Below are 23,894 nucleotides of genomic sequence, written 5' to 3' on the forward strand. Positions count from 1 at the left end.
TAAATTATATCATACAATCCTATTTTTTGTTAGCGTTTTAACATAAAAATGATTTTTGGATACAAAAAACCAAGTCTTTCGACTTGGTTGATTTCTATGATTGGAAACTCTATTATTTAAGAGTAACTGAAGCTCCAGCTTCTTCCAATTTAGCTTTAAGTTCTTCAGCTTCTGCTGCAGCAACACCTTCTTTGATAACGTTTGGTGCACCATCAACAAGTTCTTTAGCTTCTTTCAGGCCAAGACCAGTGATTTCACGTACAACTTTGATAACGCCGACTTTCTTGTCGCCAGCAGCAGTCAATTCGATATCGAATGAATCTTTAGCAGCGGCAGCTTCACCAGCACCAGCAGCAGCTACAGCTACAGGAGCAGCTGCAGTTACACCAAATTCTTCTTCGATAGCTTTTACAAGGTCGTTCAATTCAAGGATTGAAGCTTCTTTAATTTCAGCAATAATGTTTTCAATGTTCAATGCCATTGTTATTTCCTCCAAATAATTTTTAAATTTATAATATTTTTTTCGTAGCTAGGCTACGCTGCGTAGCTTAAGATTAAGCTGCGTCTTCTTTGTTGTCTGCAACTGCTTTGACAGCAAGTGCAACGTTGCGAACTGGCGCTTGAAGTACAGAAAGGAGCATAGAAAGAAGTCCTTCGCGGTTTGGAAGAGTTGCAAGTGCAAGAATCTCTTCTTTTGATGCGACAGCGCCTTCAATTGCACCACCTTTGATTTCAAGTGCATCAGCGTTCTTAGCAAAGTCGTTCAAGATTTTCGCTGGAGCAACAACATCTTCGTTAGAAAATGCAACTGCAGATGGCCCAACAAAAACAGATGCCAAGTCTTCAAGTCCAGCTTTTTCAGCTGCACGACGCAAGATTGAGTTTTTGATAACTTTGTACTCAACTTCGCTTCCACGAAGCTCACGACGAAGAACGGTATCTTGCTCAACAGTCAAACCACGAGCGTCAACAACGACGATAGATGCAGCAGCTTTCATTTTCTCAGCAACTGCGTCAACCAGTTCCGCTTTTTTAGCAATAATAGCTTCACTCATTTAGTGTTTCACCTCCGTAATTATTTTGCTTGGGAATTTTCCAAAAGAAAAACGCGCCCAAACCTAGACACGAAAGTACAATACGCTTCTTTTTACATGATACGTTTTGTCCTCGGTAGGATCTTTATGAGTCGAGCTCCCCTACTGTCTTAGGCAGTTTTTTCAAACCATTGATAATTATAGCAAAAGAAAAAAAAGATTGCAAGCTTTTTATACAATCTTTTTAAATTTAGTCATTATTTTCTGCAAATCGCTTACTTGACTAATATCTACTTCTTTCCCTTAGTCGAAAGTCGAAAGTTTCGAGTTCAATATAATCAAAGTTCTCTCTTATATAATCAAATAAGGCATCTTTACGAGCTTTCTGATTAATTCCGGCAAAACTTCGCAACTCATTTGTACGGAGTTCAGATTCACTGCCATCAAGATACCATGCAGAAAAATGAACTCGTCTCAACTCATGACCACTGGAAACACGAAAAACATACACCTTCATAAATGCATCTATCTTAGAACATTCTGGTAGGTAGGCAATATCAAATGTCCTGTAACAAATGAGATGATTGCCATAAACCAAAACTTGCAAATCTTCGTCAAAGTAGTCCGCATCATTAAGATTTTGCCAGTCCTCCTCAAGCTCAGGGTAACAATCTCTCAATTCCTGAATATTGCTGTTTAACAGAAGATTATTTTTTATCATTCTATAGATAGATTCGACTAAACTCATATGGAACCAAATAAAGAAAATGATCAACATAAAATTTTCACGAATCAAATCTAGCCAAAATGAAATACCTAACTCCAATGCATAATAAATAAAACCGCACGAAAAAAAACCAAAGAAGATAGCACTCATTACTGGACTAATCATCATCAAAATTCTAGCTTTTAGCGGCGAAAACTTAATCCTTTCCCCACTTCCCCCAGCTCCTCCTAAACTCAATTCTTTATCGCCTTTTATATCGCATTCCCCCTCTTGTGTATGTAACTTTGTTTTTCGTAGTAAAAATTTATTTCAGTAGTTTTATGGCATATTAGGAAAAGTCTTCTTAAGCAGACTTCTGCTTTCTTCATCGGCAGGTAACCATCCATCATTGAAAACACGATCTTTTATCCAAAAACGATTATAGAAAAAAGTCCAAAAGAAATTAAAGGCTATTCCAGTTGGCTTTAACAAATCTTCTGGAATGAAAAGCACAGCAATAACAAGCAAAGCGCAGAAAGAACCTAAAATAATACCAAAGTATTTCCAGTCTTTTCGAAAAAGTGGTACAAAAAAACTAAATAGAAAAGTTGTAATAGAGTAAGATGGTGACAAGGTTTTGACTTTGCTTCCATCTGGTGACTGAATAGTGATCTTATTCATAACATCTCCTTTTGATGACATAATATACCAAATTAATTTAACAAACTTTGATATATCTGTCAATTTTTTTGCTTAGATATTAGAGATTGATAGCCAACGAACATAAAAAAAGAGACTAGAAAGTTAGTCAAAGCCAGTATTAGAGAACTGAAAGGAATTGACATTTTTGTTTTAATTAGACCTTTGAAGTGTAAAATCCAAATATTTTTTCAAAAAAATACAGCCCTAAGGCTGCATTTTAATCTACGTAATTTTCTTCCTTTTTATTAAACCAAGCGTATGGCAAACCTATGAGTAGACCACCACCGATAAGATTACCGATAAAGGTTACACCCCAGTGGCGCAGGATATTTCCAATACCAAAATTTTGTACTTCCGCTGCTGCTGAGCTGAATTTCACGATAGCGAAGGAAGCAAAGTTGGCTGCCAAGTGTTCGTTGGTCAGGAATACAAACATATAAATGGCTGATATAACTAAGAAGAGCTTTGCAGTACTATCCTTGACCAAAACGAAGGAAAGAATAGCAATATTAACAAAGATATTTGCCAAGACTCCCTCAAGAAGAATCAGCTCATTTGATCGAGCAAGCTTCATCTGCACAACACCAGAAATGAAACTATCTTTGCTAAGCCCTGCATAAGCAGCCGAGTTAGCAAAGAGCCAGCCGGCAATCAAGGCGCCAATCAGATTGAAAAAGGTACAATAAAGCAAAATCATCAAGGCTTTTTTCCAGTCAATCTTCTTCAAAAAGGTACCAGCAGTCAGAAACATCATGTTGGAAGTCACCAATTCTGCATTTAGAAAGACAATGTAAGCCAATCCCCAAGCAAAGATGAAAGGAAAGAGAAAGCGCCCAGTTCCTGGAACGATCTTATTCGTCAAATCTGCTGCAATAGCTCCAGCACCAGTACTAAAGGTTAGGAAAGCTCCAGCAAAGATGGAACGAACAGCGTACTTGGCCTTGCTTGTATCAAACAATGCTTCTTTCTTGCGGCAAGCTGCTTCAATTTTCGGGATAAATGTCGATTCAGGCATAAAAAATTCTCCTATTAATTTAAACTATGTATAGTATATCACAAAGTTCTTTCTTTTGATAGCGTTTTCGAGAACCTTTTTAAATTTTCTAAAAAAGGATTGAAAATCCATTTTCAACCCTTAAATCCTTTTGCTAACTGAGCAATATCTTCTGGCCGTGTTCGACAGCAACCACCAAAAAGCTGCACTCCTTGCTCTTGCCAAAGTTTACTATTTTCCAGCAAGCTCCGCTCATGCCCTGGATCGTCATGCCAAGTCTTGGTCAAGCCATTATAAGTTTCGCCAGAGTTTGGATAGGTCAGAAAAGGTTTGTTGCACACTTGTCCAAGAGCATCTAATAAAAGAGCAATTAAATGCGGGGCTGTACAGTTAAAACCAACTGCCAGGACTTGTGGGCTTTCTTGAGCCAAATTCCCTAATTCCTCAATCTTAGTGCCATCTGATATGGCATTCTCCGACTGAGCGACAAAGGACAAATAAGCCTCAGCCTGCGGAAATTCCTCAGCTAAAAGTCGGAGGAGCGCTGCCGCTTCTGCTCCATTTGGAATCGTTTCAATAGCCAGCAAGTCACTCCCAGCTTCTAGTAAAGCTTGGATACGCGGACGGTGAAAATCTCGATATTCTTCTTCACTCAGCTGGTAGTTTCCCGTATATTCCGAACCATCAGCTAAATAGGCGGCATAAGGCCCTACCGAGCCTGCAACTAGAGGACAAGGTCTCTGTTTCTGCTCTTCAGGAGATAATCCTGTCCAGACATTTTCGATTGCCTTTTGTGCTAAGAAGACTGTCTCTTTTAAAAGATCAGAACCCTTTTCAGAAGTTAGTCCTGCCTCTATAAATGCTGGAATACTGGCCTGATAACTGGATGTAGTAATGATGTCACTGCCAGCTCTTACATAGCTTTCATGCATATCTTGAATAATCTGAGGCTGGTCTAATAGGTATTGAGCGGACCAAAGCTTACCAGATACATCATAACCCAGGCTTTCCAACTCTGTACCTAAGGCTCCATCTAAAATAATAATTTCTTGCTTGTCAAGCAAATCTTTAAATTTTCCCATGAAATACTCCTAAAATCTACGATGACGAAGGAAATAATATAGATAGCAAAGACCAACAAAAGGTAGACCAAAATAAAGTCCTGCTCTTTGGGACTTATCCCAAGCAATCCCAACGACAGATAGAACCAAAAGAACTATCGTAATGTAAGGCAAGAAAGGACTAAAGGGAGTTTTGAAAGCTAGTTCCTCTTCTTGGTGTTCTTTCAGCCATTCTTGGCGGAAACGAATTTGAGCAATGGGAATAGACAACCAAACAACTACCACCGCAAAACCAGCAATCGAAACCAAAGCTAGGAAAACTGTGTCTGCTGCGTAAAAACTTGCAAAAAGTGATAAAGCAGCACCTAACATAGATAATAAGAGAGCTCTCATTGGTACGCCATGACGATTAATTTTTACAACCTTTCGGCTAATCATTCCTTCATTTGCCAAAGACCATAGCATACGACTGGAAGCATATAGCCCAGAATTTCCCGCTGATAGAATAGCTGTTAAGATAACAAAATTCATGATATCCGCTGCATAAGGTAGACCAATCTTATCAAATACTGTTACGAAAGGAGCCTGTGTCACTCCTGCTTCCTTGACTGGTAACAGAGCAGCTAGAACAATGATTGTCAAAACAAAGAAAATTACCAAACGACCAATCGTTGTTTTAATAGCTTTAGGCACCGCTTCTGTCGGATTATCCGTTTCTCCTGCTGCAATACCAATGAGTTCTGTACCTGAAAAGGCGTAGTTCACTGCCAGCATAATAGACAAAAGCGCTGTCCAGCTTTTAGGAAAAGCTCCATGAGCTGTCAAATTGCTGAAGAAAGGCGCGTTTTGATGGTGACTCATAGGAATCAGACCAAATATCGCACCAATTCCCAAGATAATAAAGACAATAATCGTAATTACCTTGATACTTGAAAAGTAGAATTCTGCTTCTGCAAACAATCTAACACTAAGAGCGTTCATCCCAAAAATTACAGCTGCAAAAAAAGCCGCAAAAAACCAAGCTGGAACACTAGGAAACCATCGTTGCATCAGCATACCTGCACCCAAGAATTCTGTTCCTAAAGCCACCGTCCAACAAAGCCAATAGAGCCAAGCAACCGCAAAACCTGTTCCCGGACTAATAAACTTTGTTGCATAAGTATGGAAGGAACCCGTCACTGGCATGGCAACAGCAAGCTCTCCTAAAGAAAGCATAACCAAATAAACCACCACTGCACCAATTAGATAAGACAAGACGGCCCCCAAAGGTCCTGCCTGAGCAATCGTATAACCAGAACTGATAAAAAGACCTGTCCCAATAACACCGCCAAGCGACAGCATAAAGAGATGCCTGCTCGTCATTTTACGCTGAAATTCACCTTCATTCTCAAAGTTGTGGTTTTGAGAATGTTCATGTTTTGAATCTTTTTCAGCCATGATACTTCCTTTATTTTTTTGCTATTTACCTATTGTATCATAAAGGAAAGTAAGGAATCATATATATTTTTTATTTGGGTCATAAAGAAAACCTATATACTAAAAAAGAGGTCTCCCTCTTTTTTGTAGTTTTCGTTAAAATCTATTTGCCCAGGCAGTATCGACATCCAAGATATCTTGAGTAGTGTATTGCTGACGATAAGGATTGTAAACGATATAGCCAGCACCAGACTCATAGAGTGGTGAATCAAAGCGAGTCAAATCATATTTTTCAATAATATAATTCAATTTAGTATTATAGCTAGTATCTGTCGCATAGACACCAGTCAGGGCAGCTGTTGCCTCCTGATAGGTTGGCGCATTACTCTTCCATGCGCCTGCAAAATGCCCCTGTTTGAGAACCGCAACATAGTCTTGCAGAGACTCTACATAGCTAGGATATGAACGGAAACTGTCGTTAATGGTGTAAGCATTTCCCGCTCCATCATCTTCCCAAGTCTCCATATTAGCAGATTGGCCATCATAGTGACCTTTGATACCGAAAAGGTTATAATGAGGCTCACCAGACAGACCAGACTGTCCTGAACCACTTTCCAAAATAGCCTGTGCAATCATAACAGAAGCATAAAGATCGTTGTCCTGTCCCAACTGACGCGCTGGCTCACCGATTTGTGAGATGAAGTAGTCTGTTTGATTCATAGGCTGCTGGTCGCTATTATTGGCACTAGCAGGATTAATATGCTTTGCCAAGACGAAACCAACAGCAATCGTCGTCGTCATGATGAATAAAGCTGAAAGGATTCTCTTACCTTTTTTTGAAATTCTCTTTTTCACAGCACTTCTCCTGAATAAGATGTTAATGATACCATTGTAACATACTAAAAAGCAGAATAATAGTGCTGATAAATTACAAATTGATAACAATTAAAAACAGAAAAAGTATAATTATGTGAGTCTTATGTTTGAATAGAGCGAATTCTCAATCTGAACCTTAATGCCTAGTTTTTCTGAAAAGATATGTTCGTATTTAGGAACGAGGTCTTCATATTTTTGACGCTCAGATTCTCGCTTAGCAGTATTCTCATCAGAATAATAATCTAAAGTTCCTGCATTTTTAGGTTTGCGATATTCAATAGAAAAAAGAAGGGAAGAATGAAGTATATCAGATTTTATTGCCCCTCCTCCGTGTACGCGATATTGGACAGCAAAATTATCTTTTCCTTCCCCATAATATGAAATTACTCTAACAAGCGTTTTTTTCAAAAACTCTTCTTTCTCTACTACATCTACAATTTTACCACTTTTTATATCTTCTAAAGTTTGGAATTCTTCTTCACTTAATCTTTCTATATGAATATCATTGTGGATATAAAGATAACTTGAGTCTAAGTGAGATAAACTAGAATAGTACATCTCTCGATTACTAATATCTTTTAAAGGCTTTTTAACCAAGCGGAAAAACTGTGAAATTTCTAGATTTGAAATCTCCTTATCAAATTCAGTAAAATCAATTTGTCGGTTGATATAATCGAAAAGTATTTCACGGTAGGCGTCTTGCTGCTTCAAATACTCTTTATTAATTTCTTTCTTATTATCTGATAGACCCAAAGTATAAGCTTTTTCAAAATCAATCTGATTAATATCAGTCTTTCGCATAAATCGATAAAACACGTCAATATTTGTCGGTCGAGAATAATTATCATTTTGGATATACATAAATACCACCCCTAAAATAAATGCTAATATAAAAGAAATAATAAACAATAATTTAATTTTATTCATAATACTTTACTACCTGAATTGACCCACCTTCGATATCTTCGGGAGCTATAGTATATTGATCGCCCCATGTACTTACAATAAAACGACCATCGTTTGTAACTCCAGTTATCGTCACTATATGGCCGCCTTCTAGCTCTTGAATATTTTCTTTATTATCTACAGGATAAAAGACAGATCCACTTTTCGCTGAAAGGTATACTTCTCCTTCTTTTTTTAGTTTATCATAATTCTCAACAGTTGGAGCTATCGGCTTAGTTTCTTTAAAAAATGCATTCGAGTCAACTTCTTGCTCGTAAATAAAGTCCACTTTAATATTATGTTCTTCCATATAACTTTCGAATCTTTTCTCAACATCCTCATTAGTCATACCATAACCAACTCTATTTTTATAGTCTCCATTAGGGTTTTCCATTTCATAGTCTTTTTCAGTATTTTTATCTTTACTATCATCAGTCCATTCAAACCATAAAAATCTTTCCTTATTATCCTTACTAGCGTAAAAATCAACAATAGCTGCATCATAATTTGGAATTTTTTTACCATCCTTCTCTATATACATTGAAAAGCCAAACTTTTTTTGAAACTCTTCTTCAGTACCCTTAAACCGACTAAATATAGAATTAGTCATTGCTACATAAGCGCATCCTTCGTCCTGCAGTTTAGCAAGAAAATCCTCAATTTCATCGTTAGTATCAAGTTCAGGATGATATTTTTGAATAATAGCAATTAGCTGTTTTTTTTCTTCCTTGCTTCCTTTTTGAAAAGTTTTTAAAGGAGAACTTTGATTACCACCATAGATTCCATTACTTTTCCCTTTATAATGATCGTGTTGTTGAGGAGTTTTTAAAGAAGATGTTTTTCTATCAGCCTCTAATTTCTTCTTCCAACTCATATTAGTCGGAAGAAGAAAAACACCTCCTTGAAATTGCTTGTTGAGCTGAATTGAAGCCAAACCTTCTTTGATAGCTTGGTTAAGATCTGACAGTTGATTAAACAATGAACTAGAGCTACTATCAAAAGCTAAGAGTTTATCTAATTTCTCCTGAATAACTGAGATTTGATCAGAAAGATTATTAATGCTATCTGAAATACTTTGTCTGGTTTGACTTGACATAATTTTACTGGCACCAGGAAGAGAAAGAACAGCTTCCTGAACCTGTTTAATAATCTCATAGGCAGAAATCTGCTTTTCAAGAATATCTTGATCTAAACTTTCATTACCGACCTCGCTAGTATACTTAGGATGCAAGCTAAAAATAGCTTGACTAAGTGTTTCAAGATAAATAAGCATTCCATTCAAAAGAGGAAGATAGACAGACTGAGAATATTGTTTGGCACTAGTATAGCCTTTACCCTTTAAAGAATCGTCTTCACAAAATTGATTGAAGCGTTCAATAAGTAGCTGACAAGTCTTAACCTGTTCATCCAAAACACTCTTGGCTGAGGTAGACTGAACACTCATCGTTCCAATTTCAACTTTCACACCCATTGCATTTCCTCCTATTTTACCTTACTTATCCAATCTTAGAAGCAATATCTGAGTCCATCAAATCAAAGTTGATGCCTATTTCCTGAATACAATCTGCAAACTGACTAACAGACTCCAACATTTGGCTGACCATCTGTTCTTCTTTATCTAAGTGATTATGAGCTAAAGAATTACCACTATAACGACTGACTGTATCTTTATTGGTCTTGATTTCCTTCTCAGCTGCCACAACCTTAATTTCTCTACTGTGGGTAGCTGAAATTTCACTATTACTCAAAAGTGTACCGCTCATTTTCTATTCTCCAAGTTGTATTTTATACTATTTTATCACAACTATATATTTTTTGCTAAAAAATATAGTATCATTCTATAAAAATAGCACCCATCTCCCTTTTATCCGAAAAAATTATAAGCAAGATATTTAGAAATATCAAAACTCAACAAACTTATATTTATTATTAATTTAAATAAAATCTATCATTCAATCTTGAGAGGATTTCTTTTTTCTATGCAACATAGATAATAGATTATATTGTCAAATAGTTGATAAAAAAACAACTTACTTCCGATATTTTCAGAAGTAAGTTGTTTTTTTATCATAATTTTAAACTTCAATTATCTAACTTTCAAGATCAAGTACTAAAGTTTAAATCTTACTCAAAATCGCATCCCAAGCGGCATCTAAGCCATCCTTGGTGACAGAGGAAAAAAGAATGAAATCATCATTTTTGTCAAAGTCCAGTTTTTTCTTAATAGCTGACTCGTGCTTATTCCATTTTCCGCGAGGGATTTTATCAGCTTTGGTCGCTACTAGAATAACTGGAATGTCATAATATTTCAGAAATTCATACATTTGCACATCATCTGCGCTCGGATCATGACGAAGATCAACAAGGCTGACAACCGCTCTGAGATTTTCACGACTGGTCAGATACTCCTCAATCATCCGGCCCCATTTTTCACGCTCTTTTTTGGAAACACGGGCATAGCCATAACCTGGCACATCAACAAAACGCAACTTGTCATCAATGTTGAAAAAGTTTAGCAGCTGAGTTTTTCCAGGTTTTCCTGAAGTTCGCGCTAAATTCTTACGATTAAGCAGTGTATTGATGAAGCTGGACTTTCCAACGTTGGAGCGGCCAGCCAAGGCAATTTCTGGAATATCATCTTGAGGGTAATGCGATTTATTGGCTGCACTCAGCAAAATCTCAGCATTGTGTGTATTGATTTCCATAAGCACCTCGTTAGGCAGTTTCTAGAATAGGCTTATCTGTTCCATCTACTGCTTCTTTGGTAATGCGGACAAGTTTGACATTTTCCTGACTTGGAACTTCAAACATGACATCCATCATAGTTTCTTCGATGATTGATCGAAGACCGCGTGCACCTGTTTTACGTTCAATCGCTTTATTTGCAATCTCCTGCAGAGCATCTTCGTCAAATTCAAGCTTAACATCATCATAAGACAGAAGTGCCTGATACTGCTTAATAAGGGCGTTTCTAGGCTCTTTCAAAATCCGAACCAAATCATCAACTGTTAGTTGCTCCAGAGCAGCAAAAACAGGCAAACGACCAATCAACTCAGGAATAATCCCAAACTTTTGAACGTCTTCTGAGATAATTTCCTGCATGTAGGAACTATCTTCGTCAATTGCTCGGTTATTCTGACCGAAACCAATGATTTTCTCACCCAAACGCTGTTTTACGATTTCTTCGATACCGTCAAAAGCACCGCCAACAATGAAGAGAATGTTCTTAGTATCAACTTGAATCATTTCCTGCTGCGGATGCTTGCGTCCACCTTGTGGCGGTACACTAGCTACGGTACCTTCGATAATCTTCAGCAGAGCTTGCTGAACTCCTTCACCCGAAACATCACGAGTGATAGAGACGTTTTCGCCTTTCTTAGCAATCTTGTCAATCTCATCGACATAGATAATCCCGCGCTCAGCACGCTCGATATTAAAGTCAGCTGCCTGCAAAAGCTTGAGGAGGATATTTTCCACATCTTCTCCGACATAACCAGCTTCAGTCAGAGCTGTTGCGTCCGCAATGGCGAAAGGCACATTAAGGCTGCGAGCCAGAGTCTGCGCCAGGAAGGTCTTACCTGATCCGGTCGGACCAATCATCAAAATATTTGACTTTTGCAGTTCCACATCTTCTTCTTCTCGGCTGTCGTGGTAGTTAATACGCTTGTAGTGATTATAGACCGCTACTGCCAAGGCACGCTTAGCTCGGTCTTGCCCGATAACATAGTGGTTCAAGATATTCAGCAGCTCCTGAGGTTTTGGCACCTCAGACAGATCTGCTAGCACTTCCTCAGCTAACTCTTCACGGATGATTTCCTGTGCTAACTCTACACATTCATTACAGATGAAGGCATTATTTCCAGCAATAATCTTCTGAACCTCATCTTGGTTCTTCCCACAGAAAGAACAAAAAACCATCATATCATCATTACGACTTGTAGGCATTGTTTACTCCAATTCTAAAATTCTAAATCTATTTATTTTCTTTCGTACATGTTAAAAAAGTGTCATATAAAAAGCATGAATGGAATTTACCAGATTTGTAAAAGCATTCAGCAAAAATAAAGCTGCCAGTCCAAACCGCTTTTTCCGAAAGGTTTGAACGGCACAAATAAGGCAAATGACACATAAAAAGGCCGTAAAAAAACCAAAAATACTACGTTCCATTCTTACGAGTCCTTCCTTTGGTATCTTTTTATTGTAAAATCATAAGGATTCTTTTCATCTTTGGCATGAAATTCACTGCTAACTTCCTGATAAGGAGCCCAGTCAAATGTCTCAGGGAAATAGGTATCTCCTTCCAACTTAGCAGCAATCCGAGTCTGAATCAATTCTTCCAAATACGGCTCAAAAGCCCTGATAATCTGCGCTCCGCCAATAATATACAAGTTTCTATCTTGCTTGTGGTACCAATCCAAGACATCTTCCACATTGCTGAACAGCAAGACATTCTCATTGTCAACTTGATAGTTCTTGTCCTTGCTCAAAATCAGGCTGATTCGATTTGGCAAAACGCGACGCTGCAGACCATCGAAGGTCACTCGACCCATCAAAATAGCATGTCCAGTGGTTGTTGCTTTAAAATGCTGCAATTCTGCCGGGAGATGCCAGGGCATGACTTTGTCTTTTCCAATCAGACCATCCTCTGCCTGAGCCCAAATGGCAATAATCTTCTTTGTCATCCTTTTATCCTTTGTATTATTAACTCTATTCTATCAAATTTGCTGTAAAAAGGCATGTTTAAAGTATGATTCAAGCAGAACTTTTGCAGAGGTTGGCGGTTTTCGCATACACTCATCAAAAACATTAAATAGCCAAATCAAACTTCAGCTGAGGTTTAACAGGATTATAGTCCAGCAACTCAAAATCTTCTGCTTTGATATCAAAGAAATTGGTTCCATCCGGCACATTTAACACGAGCCTAGGGTGACAGTCGCTAGGTTCCCGACGCAATAGCTCCTCCGCCTGCTCGAACTGATTGTCATAGATGTGCAAGTTATTGATAAAGTAAAAGAACTTGCCGACCTTCCAGCCGAAATGCTTGGCAATCATCATCTGCAGAGCCACATACTGCATAGCATTGATATGGTGAGCAACCAACATATCATTTGAGCGCTGAGTCAGAGTTGCATCCAGATAAATGTCTCCATCTACACGCCGAACGTCAAACATGGTTTGAAAAGCGCATGGGAGCAAGCCATCTGTTTCTTCAAAAGCTTCATAATCCCAGAGAGAGATGATATTGCGACGATTCCAAGGATTGGCTTCCAGCTGTTGGAGAATTTTATTGATAATATTGTGCTTCTTGACAACAGCTCCGTAGCGCTGGCCAATGGTACCTGTATCGCCAACTTCCCAGTCATTCCAGTAGTGAACATTATACTTGTCGTTGAGCAATTCCAGGCTATTAGACTGGTCTTGATAGATCCAAAGGACTTCCTTGATGGCAGACTTGATGGCAATAGGGCGCAGAGTCGTGATTGGGAACTCTCCTTTGCTCAAATCATATTCCGCAAAAGAGCCAGTGATATATTTAGAGTTGGCTACATTTCCATCCTTGTAGCGCGGACGGGCATTTTCAGAAAAAACACCCTGCTCCATAATTTTTTTAATATTCTCTTTGAAAATCGTATCTGCTAGCGTCATGATTTCTCCTTCGTTCAGTGAGCTTTTTCTAGTATAGCAAATTTTCCATAAAAATTCTCCTACAGACCTTTCTGCAGGAGAACAAATGAAGCATACTTGTAGAATTATTGTAAGACCAATGAAGCTGCCCCGATAACACCGGCATCATTTCCAAGAGTAGCCAAGGCCAACTTGGTTGAAGTACGAACCTGCGGGAAGCTATTTTCTTCATAAACCTTGCGCACGCCATCAAGTAAGAAATCACCCGCAGCTGATACGCCACCTCCGATAACAATTGTAGATGGATTTAGGATAGAGCCGATATTGGCACAGGCAATACCTAGATAGCGCGCGAAATTGCGATAGACAATCAGAGCCAGCTCATCGCCCTCTTTCGCCAAGTCGAAGACAACCTTTGCATTGACATCTTCACCATTGTCAATCAGTTTTTTCAGCTCAGCATCACCAGCATACTCATCAGCATAGCGACGAGTCAAATTAACAATACCAGTCGCAGATGCAACAGTCTCTAGGCAGCCTTTCTTGCCACAGGTACATTGAATCGGCTGATCGAAGTCAACAGTGATGTGGCCCAACTCTCCTGCTGCTCCAGCAAGTCCATGCAAGAGCTTACCTTCTGCAACGATTCCTCCACCAACACCTGTACCCAGTGTCATAAAGACTACATCAGGCTGGTTTTCTCCAGCTCCCATCCAGCGTTCACCCAAAGCAGCAACATTAGCATCATTGTCAATATAGAAAGGAATCCCAGTCGCTTTTTCAATCTTATCCTTGACCGGCTGCAGCGTCTTCCAATTGAGGTTGTAAGCACCAATAACAGTGCCCTTTTCTCGGTCAACAACTCCTGGCGATCCCATACCAATTCCGATAAAATCCTCTGCTGAAAGCTGAAGCAAGTCCAAACGATGCAGGATTGACTCAATCATATCCTCTACGATGTGGCTACCTTCGTCCAAAACATTGGTTTTAATGGACCATTTTTCCTGAATTTCGCCCTCTGAAGTCAAAATAGCAAACTTAATAGATGTTCCACCAAGGTCAATTCCGATTATTTTTTTCGACATGATGTTCTCCTCTGTGTTTTATTTATCATCATTATATCAGATTTTTTCAGTAAGGAAAAGGTTTGCATAAAGAAAAGTGAAAATCGAATTCTTCTTTATTCCCAAAGTAAACTCACAAGTCTTTTGTATAATAATATCTTTCACCAGTATAGGGGTATTCTTTCAACGCAAACACTTCTGTATAGCCGTGCTTTTTATAAAAATCTGGGGCTTGAAACTGATACGTGTCTACAAATGAATATTTGCATTTCCTTTCTCTGGCTTCTTGTTCAGCCTTGCACAGTATTTCTGAACCTATGCCTTGCCCTCGCAAATCCTCGTTCACATACAAATACTCAATCTCCAGCCAATTTCCAAAAGTTTCGGCCGCCATACCGGCCAGCAAATTTCCATGTTCATCTTCCACATAGATGTTAAGAGGTTCGCTTTTGGAGGGCTCCCTCTTAGATTGATTGTAGGCCTTGATCAAATTTCCCAGTTCCTGTGTCTTCTTCGAGTCGGTATTTTCCAATCTTAGTTTCATAGATGCCTCCGTTTAGATTTCTGTCTAAACACTACTTCTTTCATCCATCTAACCCACTTAGGTATTCATAGCGCTCGTATTTTTCCAGCAATTTCTCGTTCTGCTCATCCAGTTCTTGCTGAAGTTGAGATAGGCGAGTAAAGTCAGATCCATTCTCCTGCATAGCCGCTTCAATCTCAGAAATCCGCTCCTCAAGCGCCTCGATATCGGCCTCAATGGACTCCCACTCCTGCTTTTCAAAGTAGCTCATACGCTTTTTCTCCTCGCGCACTTTGGCCGATTTTTCCTTTTCCACCTTTTGGGAAATAGCAGAGCTTTCTGCCAGAAAGGCTTTTTCATCCAGGTAATCGGTGTAATTTCCGAAAAATTCTCTGATCACTCCATCCTCAAAAGCCAAAATCTTGCTGGCTACCTTGTCCAGGAAATATCGATCGTGGCTGACTGTAATAACTGGCCCGGAAAACCCTTGCAGAAAGTTCTCCAGTACCGTCAGAGTCGCAATGTCCAAATCGTTGGTTGGCTCGTCAAGAAGCAAGACATTGGGCTTTTCCAAGAGAAGCTTGAGCAGATAAAGGCGCTTTTTCTCTCCACCAGATAGCTTTTCAATCAAAGTCCCATGAGTAGAACGAGGGAAGAGAAATTGCTCTAAGAGCTCTGCAATGGAAGTCGTTCCACTGCCAATCTTGACCTCCTCAGCCACTTCTTGCAGATAATTGATGACTCGCTTAGACTCATCCAAGCCCTCAATCTGTTGAGAGAAATAAGCCACTCGAACTGTCTCTCCGATAATGAGCTGACCAGCCTGAGGCTGAAGTTTACCGGCAATCAGATTGAGCAAGGTTGACTTGCCGACACCGTTATCTCCGACAATCCCAATGCGGTCCTTGTTCTGGATCAAAAGACTGAACTGAGAGAGAATAGGCTTCTGCTCATAAGCAAAGTCTACATTTTGAAATTCGATGACTTTCTTACCGATACGGCTGGTTTCAAAGTTCATTTCCAGATTGCTGTCCGTCGTCTGACCGACCAAATCTTTCTTGAGGTCATGGAAACGATTGATACGGGCCTGTTGCTTGGTTGCCCGAGCCTGAGGCTGCCTCCGCATCCAGGAAAGCTCCTGCTTGTATAGCTGCTGTTTCTTATGAAGCAAGGCCGCATCCCGTTCATCCTGCTCCGCCTTGAGACGGACATAGTCTTGATAATTTCCCTGGTATTCAATCAAGCGACCGCCATCCAGCTCAAAAATCCGAGTTGAAATATTATCCAAGAAATAGCGATCATGGGTGATGAAAAGCACGGTCTTCTTTGAATTTTTCAAGAAATGGGTCAGCCATTCAATGGTATCGATATCTAGGTGGTTGGTCGGCTCATCCAGCAAGAGCAAATCGGCATCGCCTAAGAGAACCTGTGCCAGCTGCACTCGGCGACGAAGTCCTCCTGATAACTGACCAACCTTAAGTGACAGATTAGTCAGACCAAGTTTGGTCAGAACCGTCTTGACCTGGCTTTCGATTTCCCAAGCATGGAGCGAGTCCATCTCTGCCATAACTGCTTCTAGTCTGGACTGCTGACTTTCATCATAAGCTGTCAGGAGCAGCTCGTACTCTCGAATCAACTGCATTTCACGTAAATCACTGGACAAGACCGTGTCAAGCACCGTCTGCTCCTCATCAAAATCAGGCTCCTGAGTCAGATATGCAATCTTATAGCCTGTCTTAGCAGAAAAAGGGCTGACATCTCCGTCAAAGCCCGACTTGCCCGACAAGACATCCAGCAGCGTTGTCTTTCCTGTTCCATTGACACCAATCAGACCAATCCGGTCTAGATCATGAATGATAAAGGAAATATCCCGAAAAACAGTCTTATCTCCTACTGATTTAGTTAGCTTGTCAACGATAAAATCGCTCATTTCTTCTCCTCGATATAAGCATAAATGGTCTCTAAGTCATTAGGTAAATGGCCATCTACAATAGCGTATTCCAACTCTTTCAGAATTTGACCCAGTTTTGGTCCTGGCTCAAAGTCAAACTCCCGCATCAGCATGCCGCCATTGACCACCATTTCCTGTTTGTTATGAATAGTTAGATTGGCATCAAGATTTTGAATGGCAGAGAAATCAACTGGTAGACCTTGCGCCTGTCGAAGCTCCTCTGCTTGTAACAATAAGTCAATATCATAGTCATAACAGTCTCGCTTGGTCAAGTCTCGTTCTGAACGAATGGCCGCAATCTCAACTAAATCTTCTACTTTCTTGGCAAATTCACGAGACGTCTTCCATTTTTTTAGAAAACCTTTGACATTTTGCACATCCAAGGCCAGTAAAAGAGCTGCCCAAGCCTGCTCCGACGCTGAAAATCGAAAATCTGAAGCCAAGTCAAAGAGCCTTTCTAACTTAGCTCTGCTTCCCTTCAAATCAGGCAAAAATTCTATGGCACCGCTTGTCAAGAGTGCCTCTAAACCCTTGCGCCAAAACGGAGCCAGCAAGAGCTTGTCAAACTCGATAAAAATTCGTTCAACCGAAATCTTTTCAAGCAAAGGAGCACAATCCTTCATAGCCACAAAAGTATCTTGCTCCAAGTCAAAATCCAAGGCAGCCTGAAAACGAAAGCCCCGCATGATACGGAGAGCATCTTCATTAAAACGCTCTGCAGCAGTTCCAACTGCCCGCAAAATCTGATTTTCCAAGTCATCCAAGCCTTGGAAAAGATCGATGACTTGGCCGTTTTCATCCAAAGCTAGAGCATTGATGGTAAAATCGCGTCGCTTGAGGTCTTCCTCCAAAGAACGCACAAAAGAAACCTTACTAGGCCTGCGGTAGTCCACATAGACATCCTCGGTCCGGAAAGTCGTCACTTCGTATTCGCGGTTATTTTCCAAGACCAAGACGGTTCCATGCTCAATCCCCACATCAACTGTACGATCAAAGATACGCTTGGTTTCCTCAGGATAGCTGGAGCTAGCAATATCCACATCGTGAATAGGTCGCTTCAAAAGGGCATCTCGAACAGAGCCCCCAACAAAATAAGCTTCAAAGCCAGCCGCTTTTATCTTCTCTAATACTGGCAAAGCCTCCTGAAATTCAGAAGGCAGAGTTTCTAATCTCATAGTAAATGTTCCAATCCATAGACTAATTCTGAGCGTTTGACAACTTCTTTAATGGCAAGATTAACCCCTGTCATAAAGGAAGCACGGTCATAGGAATCATGTCGCATGGTCAATCCCTCTCCCTGGCTGCCGAAGATTACTTCTTGATGGGCAACCAAACCTGGCAAGCGGACCGAATGAATACGCATGCCATCGAAATCAGCTCCGCGGGCGCCAACTATAGACTCTTCCTCATCAGCAGCTCCCTGCTGCTTGCTTGGTCTGACTTGACTGATGAGCTCGGCTGTCTTGATAGCCGTCCCACTCGGAGCATCCTTTTTCTGATCATGATGCAACTCGATAATTTCTACATTTGCAAAATACTTAGCTGCCTGAGCTGCAAACTGCATTAGTAAAACAGCCCCCAAAGCAAAGTTTGGAGCAATCAATCCACCTAGCTTCTTTTCTCTAGACAGCGTGATTAACTCTTCCAACTGCTCAGGAGTAAAACCTGTAGTTCCGACCACTGGGCAAAATCCCTGTTCTAGGGCGAAGCGAGTATTTTCATAAGCTACTTTAGGGGTTGTAAAATCAACCCAGACATGGGCTTCCAGTCCAGCCAATTCTTCCTTGGCATTAAAGACGGGAACACCAGCCACCTCTTTTTCATCCGTAAAAGGATCCAACAGTCCAACTAACTCTAATTCAGGATCTTCTGTCACCATTTTATAGGCTGCTTGACCCATTTTTCCTTTAAAACCAGCAATAATAACTTTGATACTCATGTTTCTCCTCCTTACAGAGACAAGCACAGATATTCAGACAATCAAATCACAGGAATATAAGCAAGTGCAACACTACCCCTGCCTAGGTGCGTCCCGATGACGCTGCCAAAGGTTGCGATAGGGACTTCACCAGCAATACCAACGTCTAGCAGATTCTGCTGAAGCTCAGCTGCTTTTTCTGGCGCATTGCCATGGATAACCATAACCTGATAAGCACCGCCTGCTGTTCTTTCTTGGACAAGTTCCAGCATACGCTTGGTAGCCTTCTTCTCCGTCCGAATCTTTTCAAAAACCTCTATCACACCATGATCGTTAAAATGCAGAATAGGCTTGATGCTGAGCAGATTTCCCAGAATAGCTGCACCGTTAGACAGGCGTCCTCCTTTGACCAAGTGGTTCAAGTCATCCACCATGATAAAGGCGCTGGTGCCATCAATCTGCTTTTGAACATTAGCTAAAATTGTTTCAAAATCTAGTCCTTCTTCTGCCCATTCTAGAGCAGATTGAACCATAATACCGAGCGGTGCACTGGTAATCTTAGAATCTGGAAAGGCAATTTGCAAACCATGAAATTCATCTTTCAGATACTGAATGTTTTGATAAAAACCAGAAATTCCGCTAGATAGAAAGAGTCCCAGAACATGGGTATAGTCTTTTCCGTCTAGAATGGTGAGAATCTCTTCTAGGTCAGCAATGCTAGGCTGACTGGTCTTGGGTAGTTCATCTGACTGAGCCATTTTTTCATAAAATTCACTAGCTGTTAAGTTTCTGCCTTCGACATAAGACTCACCGTCAATCACGACCGGGATGTCCAAAACAAAAAGATTTTCGTTCTCTAGCAGGGAATCCGGCAGATAGGCCGATGAATCTGTGATAACCGCTAACTTCATGATTAAAACTCCAAATTAATGCCCGGCAAATCTAGAGCAATTTCTGTCACTTCATAAGTCAAGCGATTGAGCATGGTTAAGCAAGGCCGAGCCAGCTCTTCTACTTCATCGTGGTCAAATTCACTCGGTTCCTCAATAAGACGACCGTGAATGTGGTTGGCTTGCGAAATAGTTCCGCTGATAACAAAATTCTCAAAAACAATCATAAAGGTCAAAATCACAATCAATGAAGTTGTGTGGGCTTCGACATCTCTTTTGACCAATTGAAAATTCACATCAACCTTGGTTTCAGGTGTTCCATTTTCTTTTTCCCACTCAAAATTTCGGGCGTCAAAATGGTATTGACTAACAAATTCTTTTTCGCGCTGTATGTTCATTTTTATTCTCCTAAAAATATGCGATAGGGCCATTATACCATATATCGAGCGAAGTTTCCATGCTAAAATTTGCAGGCCAGAATACACAAAAAAGAATCTCACTGACAAGCGAGATTCTTTAAATATTATTTTTTAAGTGGTTTGCGCAGGTAACCAAAGATAATACCGCTGACTACTGCACCAATCAATACATATACCAAGTAAAGGATTGGATTGTTTGTCAAACCGATAACGAAGATTCCTCCGTGAGGAGCCATGAGTTTGATACCTGACAATCCTACAAGAGCACCTGTTAGAGCTGAACCTACGATAAAGCTTGGAATAGCACGGGCTGGGTCAGCAGCTCCAAAAGGAATCGCTCCTTCTGTGATGAAAGATAGTCCCATAACGATGTTGGTAATTCCAGAGTCACGCTCTTCTTCTGTAAATTTATTTTTGAAAAGAACTGTTGCTACAAACACTGCTAAAGGCGGAACCATACCAGCTGCCATAACAGCCGCCATAACAGTTGAACCACCACTTGTCAATGATTCAGCCAAAGAAAGAGTACCCACAGTATAAGCAGCCTTATTAACAGGCCCCCCCATATCGACAGCCATCATTCCTCCTACCAGAAGTCCAAGAATAACTGCTGATGTACCACTCAAGCTCATAAGGAAGTCATTAAGAGCTGTATTAATCGCTGACATAGGAATGTTTACTGCCAACATAGCAAATCCGGTAAGAGCAACACCTAACAAAGGGAGAAGAAGAATAGATTTAACACCTTCAAGTGAACGAGGAACTTTGATGTATTTTCTAAGCAATAGTACGATACCACCAGCTAAGAAACCGCCTACCAAAGCTCCTAGGAAACCAGATGAAACTTGGGATTCAGCTAGCGATTTCAAAATTGCTTCAGCTTGTTCCGGAGTTTTATTTGCAAGTTCTTTGTATACTGGAATATTTCCATAAGCAATACCTGCTTTAGCAATTGCACCTGCCACAAAACCAGCCACCAATCCAGGTTTTTCAGCAATGGAATATGCAATATAAGCAGCTAATACAGGAACCATGAAGCCAAAGGCTGCTCCACCAATCTGATTGAAGAGAGCTGACAAACCATTATAATTCCCCAAGTGACTCAACTGATCTTTAGGAACCCCTTGATCGAGCAAGAATGAGATAGCAATCATAATCCCGCCACCGATAACGAATGGCAACATTTGGGAAACACCGCTCATCAAGTGCTTGTAGAAAGCAGCTCCCAGGCTAAGTTTCTCATCGCCGGATTCTGCCGTACCGCCACCATTGGCTGCCTTGTAAATTTCAGCATTTCCTGAAAGAGCCTGATTGATTAGTTCTTCCGTCTTACGAATACCATCCGCAACAGGTCGTTTAATTAACGGCTTGCCATCAAAACGATTCATCTCTACCGCTTTATCAGCAGCGATGATAACAGCTTTGGCATTTTTGATATCTTCTGCTGTCAGCTTATTCCCAACACCACTAGCACCGTTGGTTTCAACCTTGATGCCGACACCCATTTCAGCTGCAACCTTCTGTAAAGCCTCTTGAGCCATGTAGGTGTGTGCAATCCCTGTCGTACAAGCTGTTACAGCTACAAGGAAGTCTCCCCCCTCATTGGCAGGTTCGACAACAGCAGGTTCTTCCGCTTTTTCCGAAGCTTGGTCAAAGAGCTCAATCACCTGATCAGGCGAAGTCACTTGACGCAGTTTATCCGCAAAACCATCCTTCATCAGGTATTGGGACAATTCAGCCAAGGCAGCCAAGTGAGTATCGTTAGCACCTTCTGGAGCTGCAATCATGAAGAAAAGATCAGTTGGTTGGCCATCCAAACTTTCATAATCTACGCCTTTATTTGATTTGGCAAAAAGTACAGTCGCTTCTTTCACTGCAGTATTTTTGCTGTGAGGCATAGCGATTCCATCACCCAAGCCTGTAGAAGTCAAGGCTTCACGAGCCAAAATCCCTTCTTTGAAAGTATCGAAGTCTGTTACATAGCCATGATCCACTAGGCTCTGAATCATTTCTTCGATAACAGCATTTTTCTCTGTTGCCTGCAAGTCTAGCAACATCACATCTTTTCTTAGTAAGTCTTGAATTTTCATATTTTTTCTACCTCTACTTTTTCATAGATTTCTTTTATATAATCAGCTGTCGCTAAATCATCTGAGAAGGTGGTTGCCGTTCCGCAGGCCACTCCCCATTTGAAAGCTTGAATAACATCGCCAGAGCGGACAAACTCTCCGGTAAATCCAGCCACCATAGAGTCGCCAGCACCAACAGAATTTTTCACATTGCCCTTGATAGGTTTAGCGAAATAGGCACCATCACTAGTTACCAGCAAGGCACCATCACCAGCCATGGAAATAATCACATGCTGGGCACCCTTGTCTAAGATTTGACGGGCATAGCTCTCAATCTCATCCAAGCTTTCGAGCTTGACTCCGAAAATATCACCTAGTTCGTGGTTGTTAGGTTTGACCAAGAGCGGCTCAAACTCTAAAGAATCCAGCAGTGTCTGACCTTCAAAGTCACAGACGACTTGAGCTCCCGTCTTTCTGGTTAAGCCAATTAGATCCTTGTAAACAACATTTCCTAGATTTTTAGGACTGCTGCCTGCGAAGACTACCGTATCTTCTGAAGTCAGAGAAGAAAGGAACTTCTCAAGTTCTTCTAGTTTCTGACTGGAAATTTCTGGACCAGGTCCGTTAATTTCTGTCTCAGCATCTGCTTTAATTTTGACATTGATACGAGTATCCTGCTCAACTTCTACAAAATGGCTTGAGATTCCTTCCTCTTCCAGAGTATCTGTGATGAACTTGCCAGTAAAACCACCGATAAAGCCAGTCGCTGTATTCTCGATGCCTAGACGTTTGAGAACTCGGCTAACGTTGATTCCCTTCCCGCCAGCGAATTTATCGTCACTGTCCATCCGATTGACGCTTCCTATAAAGACCTTGTCCAGACGGACAATATAGTCGATGGAAGGGTTTAGTGTGACAGTATAAATCATACTTCAATCACCTCCGTTTTTTCTTTGAGCGCTTGAATCACTTCTGATTCATTTTGATTAGTAATAATGCTTGCTTTGGCAAGAGGAGCAACCTTGACAAAGGACGTCTGTCCTAGTTTAGAAAGATCAGCCAAGATATAAGTTTTCTTAGCATTCTCCAAAATCGCTCTTTTGACAGCTCCTTCTTCCATATCTGGAGTGGTAAAGAAGCCATCGTCAATGCCATTCATTCCAATAAAGGCTTTATCGAAATTCAACTGACCGATTTGATTCAGAGCCACACCGCCAATGCTGGCATCCGTTGAACGCTTGACCTTTCCGCCGATAATGACCGTCGGAATATTACGCTCTACCAACTTTGTCGCATGGTGAATGGAGTTGGTGACAACTGTCACTCTAGGGTCATGCAGCTCATTGACTAAAAGCTCATTGGTTGTCCCCGCATCAATAAAAATCACATCATGCTCTTGAATCAAGCTTGCGGCCATCTTGGCAATAGCTGTCTTTTCTTGAATGCTTTTGATAGATTTTTCCTGATTACTCTCCTCTTCCTGCAGAAAATGAAAACTTTCGGCTCCACCATGAACTCGTCGCAGTTTATGCTCGCTCTCCAGTTCATCCAAATCTCTTCTGATAGTTGATTCTGAAGTGTTTAAAGCATGTACTAGATAGTCTAAGGAAACAAATTTTTCTCTTATGACTGTCTCTAGAATAACTTGCTTTCTTTCCGACTTCAGCATAAAGCACCTCCTTTGGAATCGTTTACGATTAT

At 40.6% G+C, this 23,894-nt stretch carries 25 protein-coding genes and 1 other annotated feature; all 25 genes read right to left on the bottom strand.

What is annotated here, in order from left to right:
• Positions 1-112: 112 nt before the first annotated feature.
• The gene (gene rplL / locus K1I94_RS03360; protein WP_002900419.1) at positions 113-481 is read right to left on the bottom strand and encodes a 50S ribosomal protein L7/L12; all 369 of its coding nucleotides are present in this window, start codon (positions 479-481) and stop codon (positions 113-115) included.
• A gap of 73 nt (positions 482-554) precedes the next feature.
• Positions 555-1,055, bottom strand: coding sequence for a 50S ribosomal protein L10 (gene rplJ, locus K1I94_RS03365; RefSeq protein ID WP_002897628.1), 501 nt, complete (start codon positions 1,053-1,055; stop codon positions 555-557).
• Positions 1,056-1,091: 36 nt separating this feature from the next.
• Positions 1,092-1,227: a sequence feature (ribosomal protein L10 leader region), on the bottom strand.
• Between the two features lie 90 nt (positions 1,228-1,317).
• Positions 1,318-1,929, bottom strand: coding sequence for a hypothetical protein (locus tag K1I94_RS03370; protein WP_223314711.1), 612 nt, complete (start codon positions 1,927-1,929; stop codon positions 1,318-1,320).
• A gap of 150 nt (positions 1,930-2,079) precedes the next feature.
• Positions 2,080-2,421 carry a hypothetical protein gene (locus tag K1I94_RS03375; RefSeq protein WP_223314402.1) on the bottom strand — a complete coding sequence of 114 codons (342 nt, stop codon included), beginning with the start codon at positions 2,419-2,421 and terminating at the stop codon, positions 2,080-2,082.
• A 238-nt stretch (positions 2,422-2,659) separates the two neighbouring features.
• On the bottom strand, positions 2,660-3,457 hold the full coding sequence (locus K1I94_RS03380) for a formate/nitrite transporter family protein (protein WP_111675857.1): 798 nt from the start codon (positions 3,455-3,457) through the stop codon (positions 2,660-2,662).
• Between the two features lie 113 nt (positions 3,458-3,570).
• Positions 3,571-4,518: a homocysteine S-methyltransferase gene (mmuM, locus tag K1I94_RS03385; RefSeq protein WP_223314403.1), complete on the bottom strand. Its 948-nt coding sequence runs from the start codon at positions 4,516-4,518 to the stop codon at positions 3,571-3,573.
• Positions 4,519-4,527: 9 nt separating this feature from the next.
• On the bottom strand, positions 4,528-5,934 hold the full coding sequence (locus K1I94_RS03390; protein ID WP_223314404.1) for an amino acid permease: 1,407 nt from the start codon (positions 5,932-5,934) through the stop codon (positions 4,528-4,530).
• Positions 5,935-6,069: 135 nt separating this feature from the next.
• On the bottom strand, positions 6,070-6,768 hold the full coding sequence (locus K1I94_RS03395) for a glucosaminidase domain-containing protein (protein WP_223314405.1): 699 nt from the start codon (positions 6,766-6,768) through the stop codon (positions 6,070-6,072).
• Positions 6,769-6,879: 111 nt separating this feature from the next.
• Positions 6,880-7,716 carry a hypothetical protein gene (locus K1I94_RS03400; RefSeq protein WP_223314406.1) on the bottom strand — a complete coding sequence of 279 codons (837 nt, stop codon included), beginning with the start codon at positions 7,714-7,716 and terminating at the stop codon, positions 6,880-6,882.
• Positions 7,709-9,205, bottom strand: coding sequence for a T7SS effector LXG polymorphic toxin (locus K1I94_RS03405; RefSeq protein WP_223314407.1), 1,497 nt, complete (start codon positions 9,203-9,205; stop codon positions 7,709-7,711). Before K1I94_RS03405 ends, K1I94_RS03400 begins: the two co-directional genes overlap by 8 nt.
• A gap of 25 nt (positions 9,206-9,230) precedes the next feature.
• On the bottom strand, positions 9,231-9,497 hold the full coding sequence (locus K1I94_RS03410; protein ID WP_223314408.1) for a TIGR04197 family type VII secretion effector: 267 nt from the start codon (positions 9,495-9,497) through the stop codon (positions 9,231-9,233).
• A 354-nt stretch (positions 9,498-9,851) separates the two neighbouring features.
• Positions 9,852-10,439: a ribosome biogenesis GTP-binding protein YihA/YsxC gene (gene yihA / locus K1I94_RS03415; protein ID WP_002915299.1), complete on the bottom strand. Its 588-nt coding sequence runs from the start codon at positions 10,437-10,439 to the stop codon at positions 9,852-9,854.
• A 10-nt stretch (positions 10,440-10,449) separates the two neighbouring features.
• Positions 10,450-11,679, bottom strand: coding sequence for an ATP-dependent Clp protease ATP-binding subunit ClpX (clpX, locus tag K1I94_RS03420; RefSeq protein WP_002895582.1), 1,230 nt, complete (start codon positions 11,677-11,679; stop codon positions 10,450-10,452).
• Between the two features lie 224 nt (positions 11,680-11,903).
• A complete protein-coding gene (locus K1I94_RS03425) occupies positions 11,904-12,416 on the bottom strand; it encodes a dihydrofolate reductase (protein WP_223314409.1) in 513 nt (170 codons plus the stop codon).
• A 124-nt stretch (positions 12,417-12,540) separates the two neighbouring features.
• Positions 12,541-13,380, bottom strand: a complete 840-nt coding sequence (locus K1I94_RS03430) for a thymidylate synthase (RefSeq protein ID WP_002902863.1) — start codon at positions 13,378-13,380, stop codon at positions 12,541-12,543.
• A 104-nt stretch (positions 13,381-13,484) separates the two neighbouring features.
• Positions 13,485-14,444 (bottom strand): ROK family glucokinase, encoded by a 960-nt coding sequence (locus K1I94_RS03435; RefSeq protein WP_002902862.1) that lies wholly within the window; start codon positions 14,442-14,444, stop codon positions 13,485-13,487.
• Positions 14,445-14,556: 112 nt separating this feature from the next.
• On the bottom strand, positions 14,557-14,967 hold the full coding sequence (locus tag K1I94_RS03440; RefSeq protein ID WP_223314410.1) for a GNAT family N-acetyltransferase: 411 nt from the start codon (positions 14,965-14,967) through the stop codon (positions 14,557-14,559).
• A 40-nt stretch (positions 14,968-15,007) separates the two neighbouring features.
• Entirely contained in the window at positions 15,008-16,876 is a 1,869-nt protein-coding gene (locus K1I94_RS03445) for an ABC-F family ATP-binding cassette domain-containing protein (protein ID WP_223314411.1), read from the bottom strand.
• Positions 16,873-18,072 carry a CCA tRNA nucleotidyltransferase gene (locus K1I94_RS03450; protein ID WP_223314412.1) on the bottom strand — a complete coding sequence of 400 codons (1,200 nt, stop codon included), beginning with the start codon at positions 18,070-18,072 and terminating at the stop codon, positions 16,873-16,875. The genes K1I94_RS03445 and K1I94_RS03450 overlap by 4 nt, the downstream gene beginning before the upstream one ends.
• A complete protein-coding gene (gene dapB / locus K1I94_RS03455; protein WP_223314413.1) occupies positions 18,069-18,836 on the bottom strand; it encodes a 4-hydroxy-tetrahydrodipicolinate reductase in 768 nt (255 codons plus the stop codon). The genes K1I94_RS03450 and dapB overlap by 4 nt, the downstream gene beginning before the upstream one ends.
• 41 nt (positions 18,837-18,877) lie before the next feature.
• The gene (locus tag K1I94_RS03460) at positions 18,878-19,726 is read right to left on the bottom strand and encodes a DegV family protein (protein WP_223314414.1); all 849 of its coding nucleotides are present in this window, start codon (positions 19,724-19,726) and stop codon (positions 18,878-18,880) included.
• 2 nt (positions 19,727-19,728) lie between these two features.
• A complete protein-coding gene (locus tag K1I94_RS03465) occupies positions 19,729-20,103 on the bottom strand; it encodes a DUF1149 family protein (RefSeq protein WP_002915309.1) in 375 nt (124 codons plus the stop codon).
• A gap of 125 nt (positions 20,104-20,228) precedes the next feature.
• Positions 20,229-22,214 carry a PTS fructose transporter subunit IIABC gene (locus K1I94_RS03470; RefSeq protein ID WP_002902855.1) on the bottom strand — a complete coding sequence of 662 codons (1,986 nt, stop codon included), beginning with the start codon at positions 22,212-22,214 and terminating at the stop codon, positions 20,229-20,231.
• Positions 22,211-23,122, bottom strand: coding sequence for a 1-phosphofructokinase (gene pfkB / locus K1I94_RS03475; RefSeq protein ID WP_223314415.1), 912 nt, complete (start codon positions 23,120-23,122; stop codon positions 22,211-22,213). Before pfkB ends, K1I94_RS03470 begins: the two co-directional genes overlap by 4 nt.
• Complete coding sequence (locus K1I94_RS03480; RefSeq protein ID WP_223314416.1) at positions 23,119-23,862, bottom strand: DeoR/GlpR family DNA-binding transcription regulator; 744 nt, start codon at positions 23,860-23,862, stop codon at positions 23,119-23,121. The genes pfkB and K1I94_RS03480 overlap by 4 nt, the downstream gene beginning before the upstream one ends.
• Positions 23,863-23,894: the final 32 nt, after the last annotated feature.

The sequence above is a fragment of the Streptococcus sanguinis genome (assembly GCF_019929145.1).
Classification (GTDB): domain Bacteria; phylum Bacillota; class Bacilli; order Lactobacillales; family Streptococcaceae; genus Streptococcus; species Streptococcus sanguinis_U.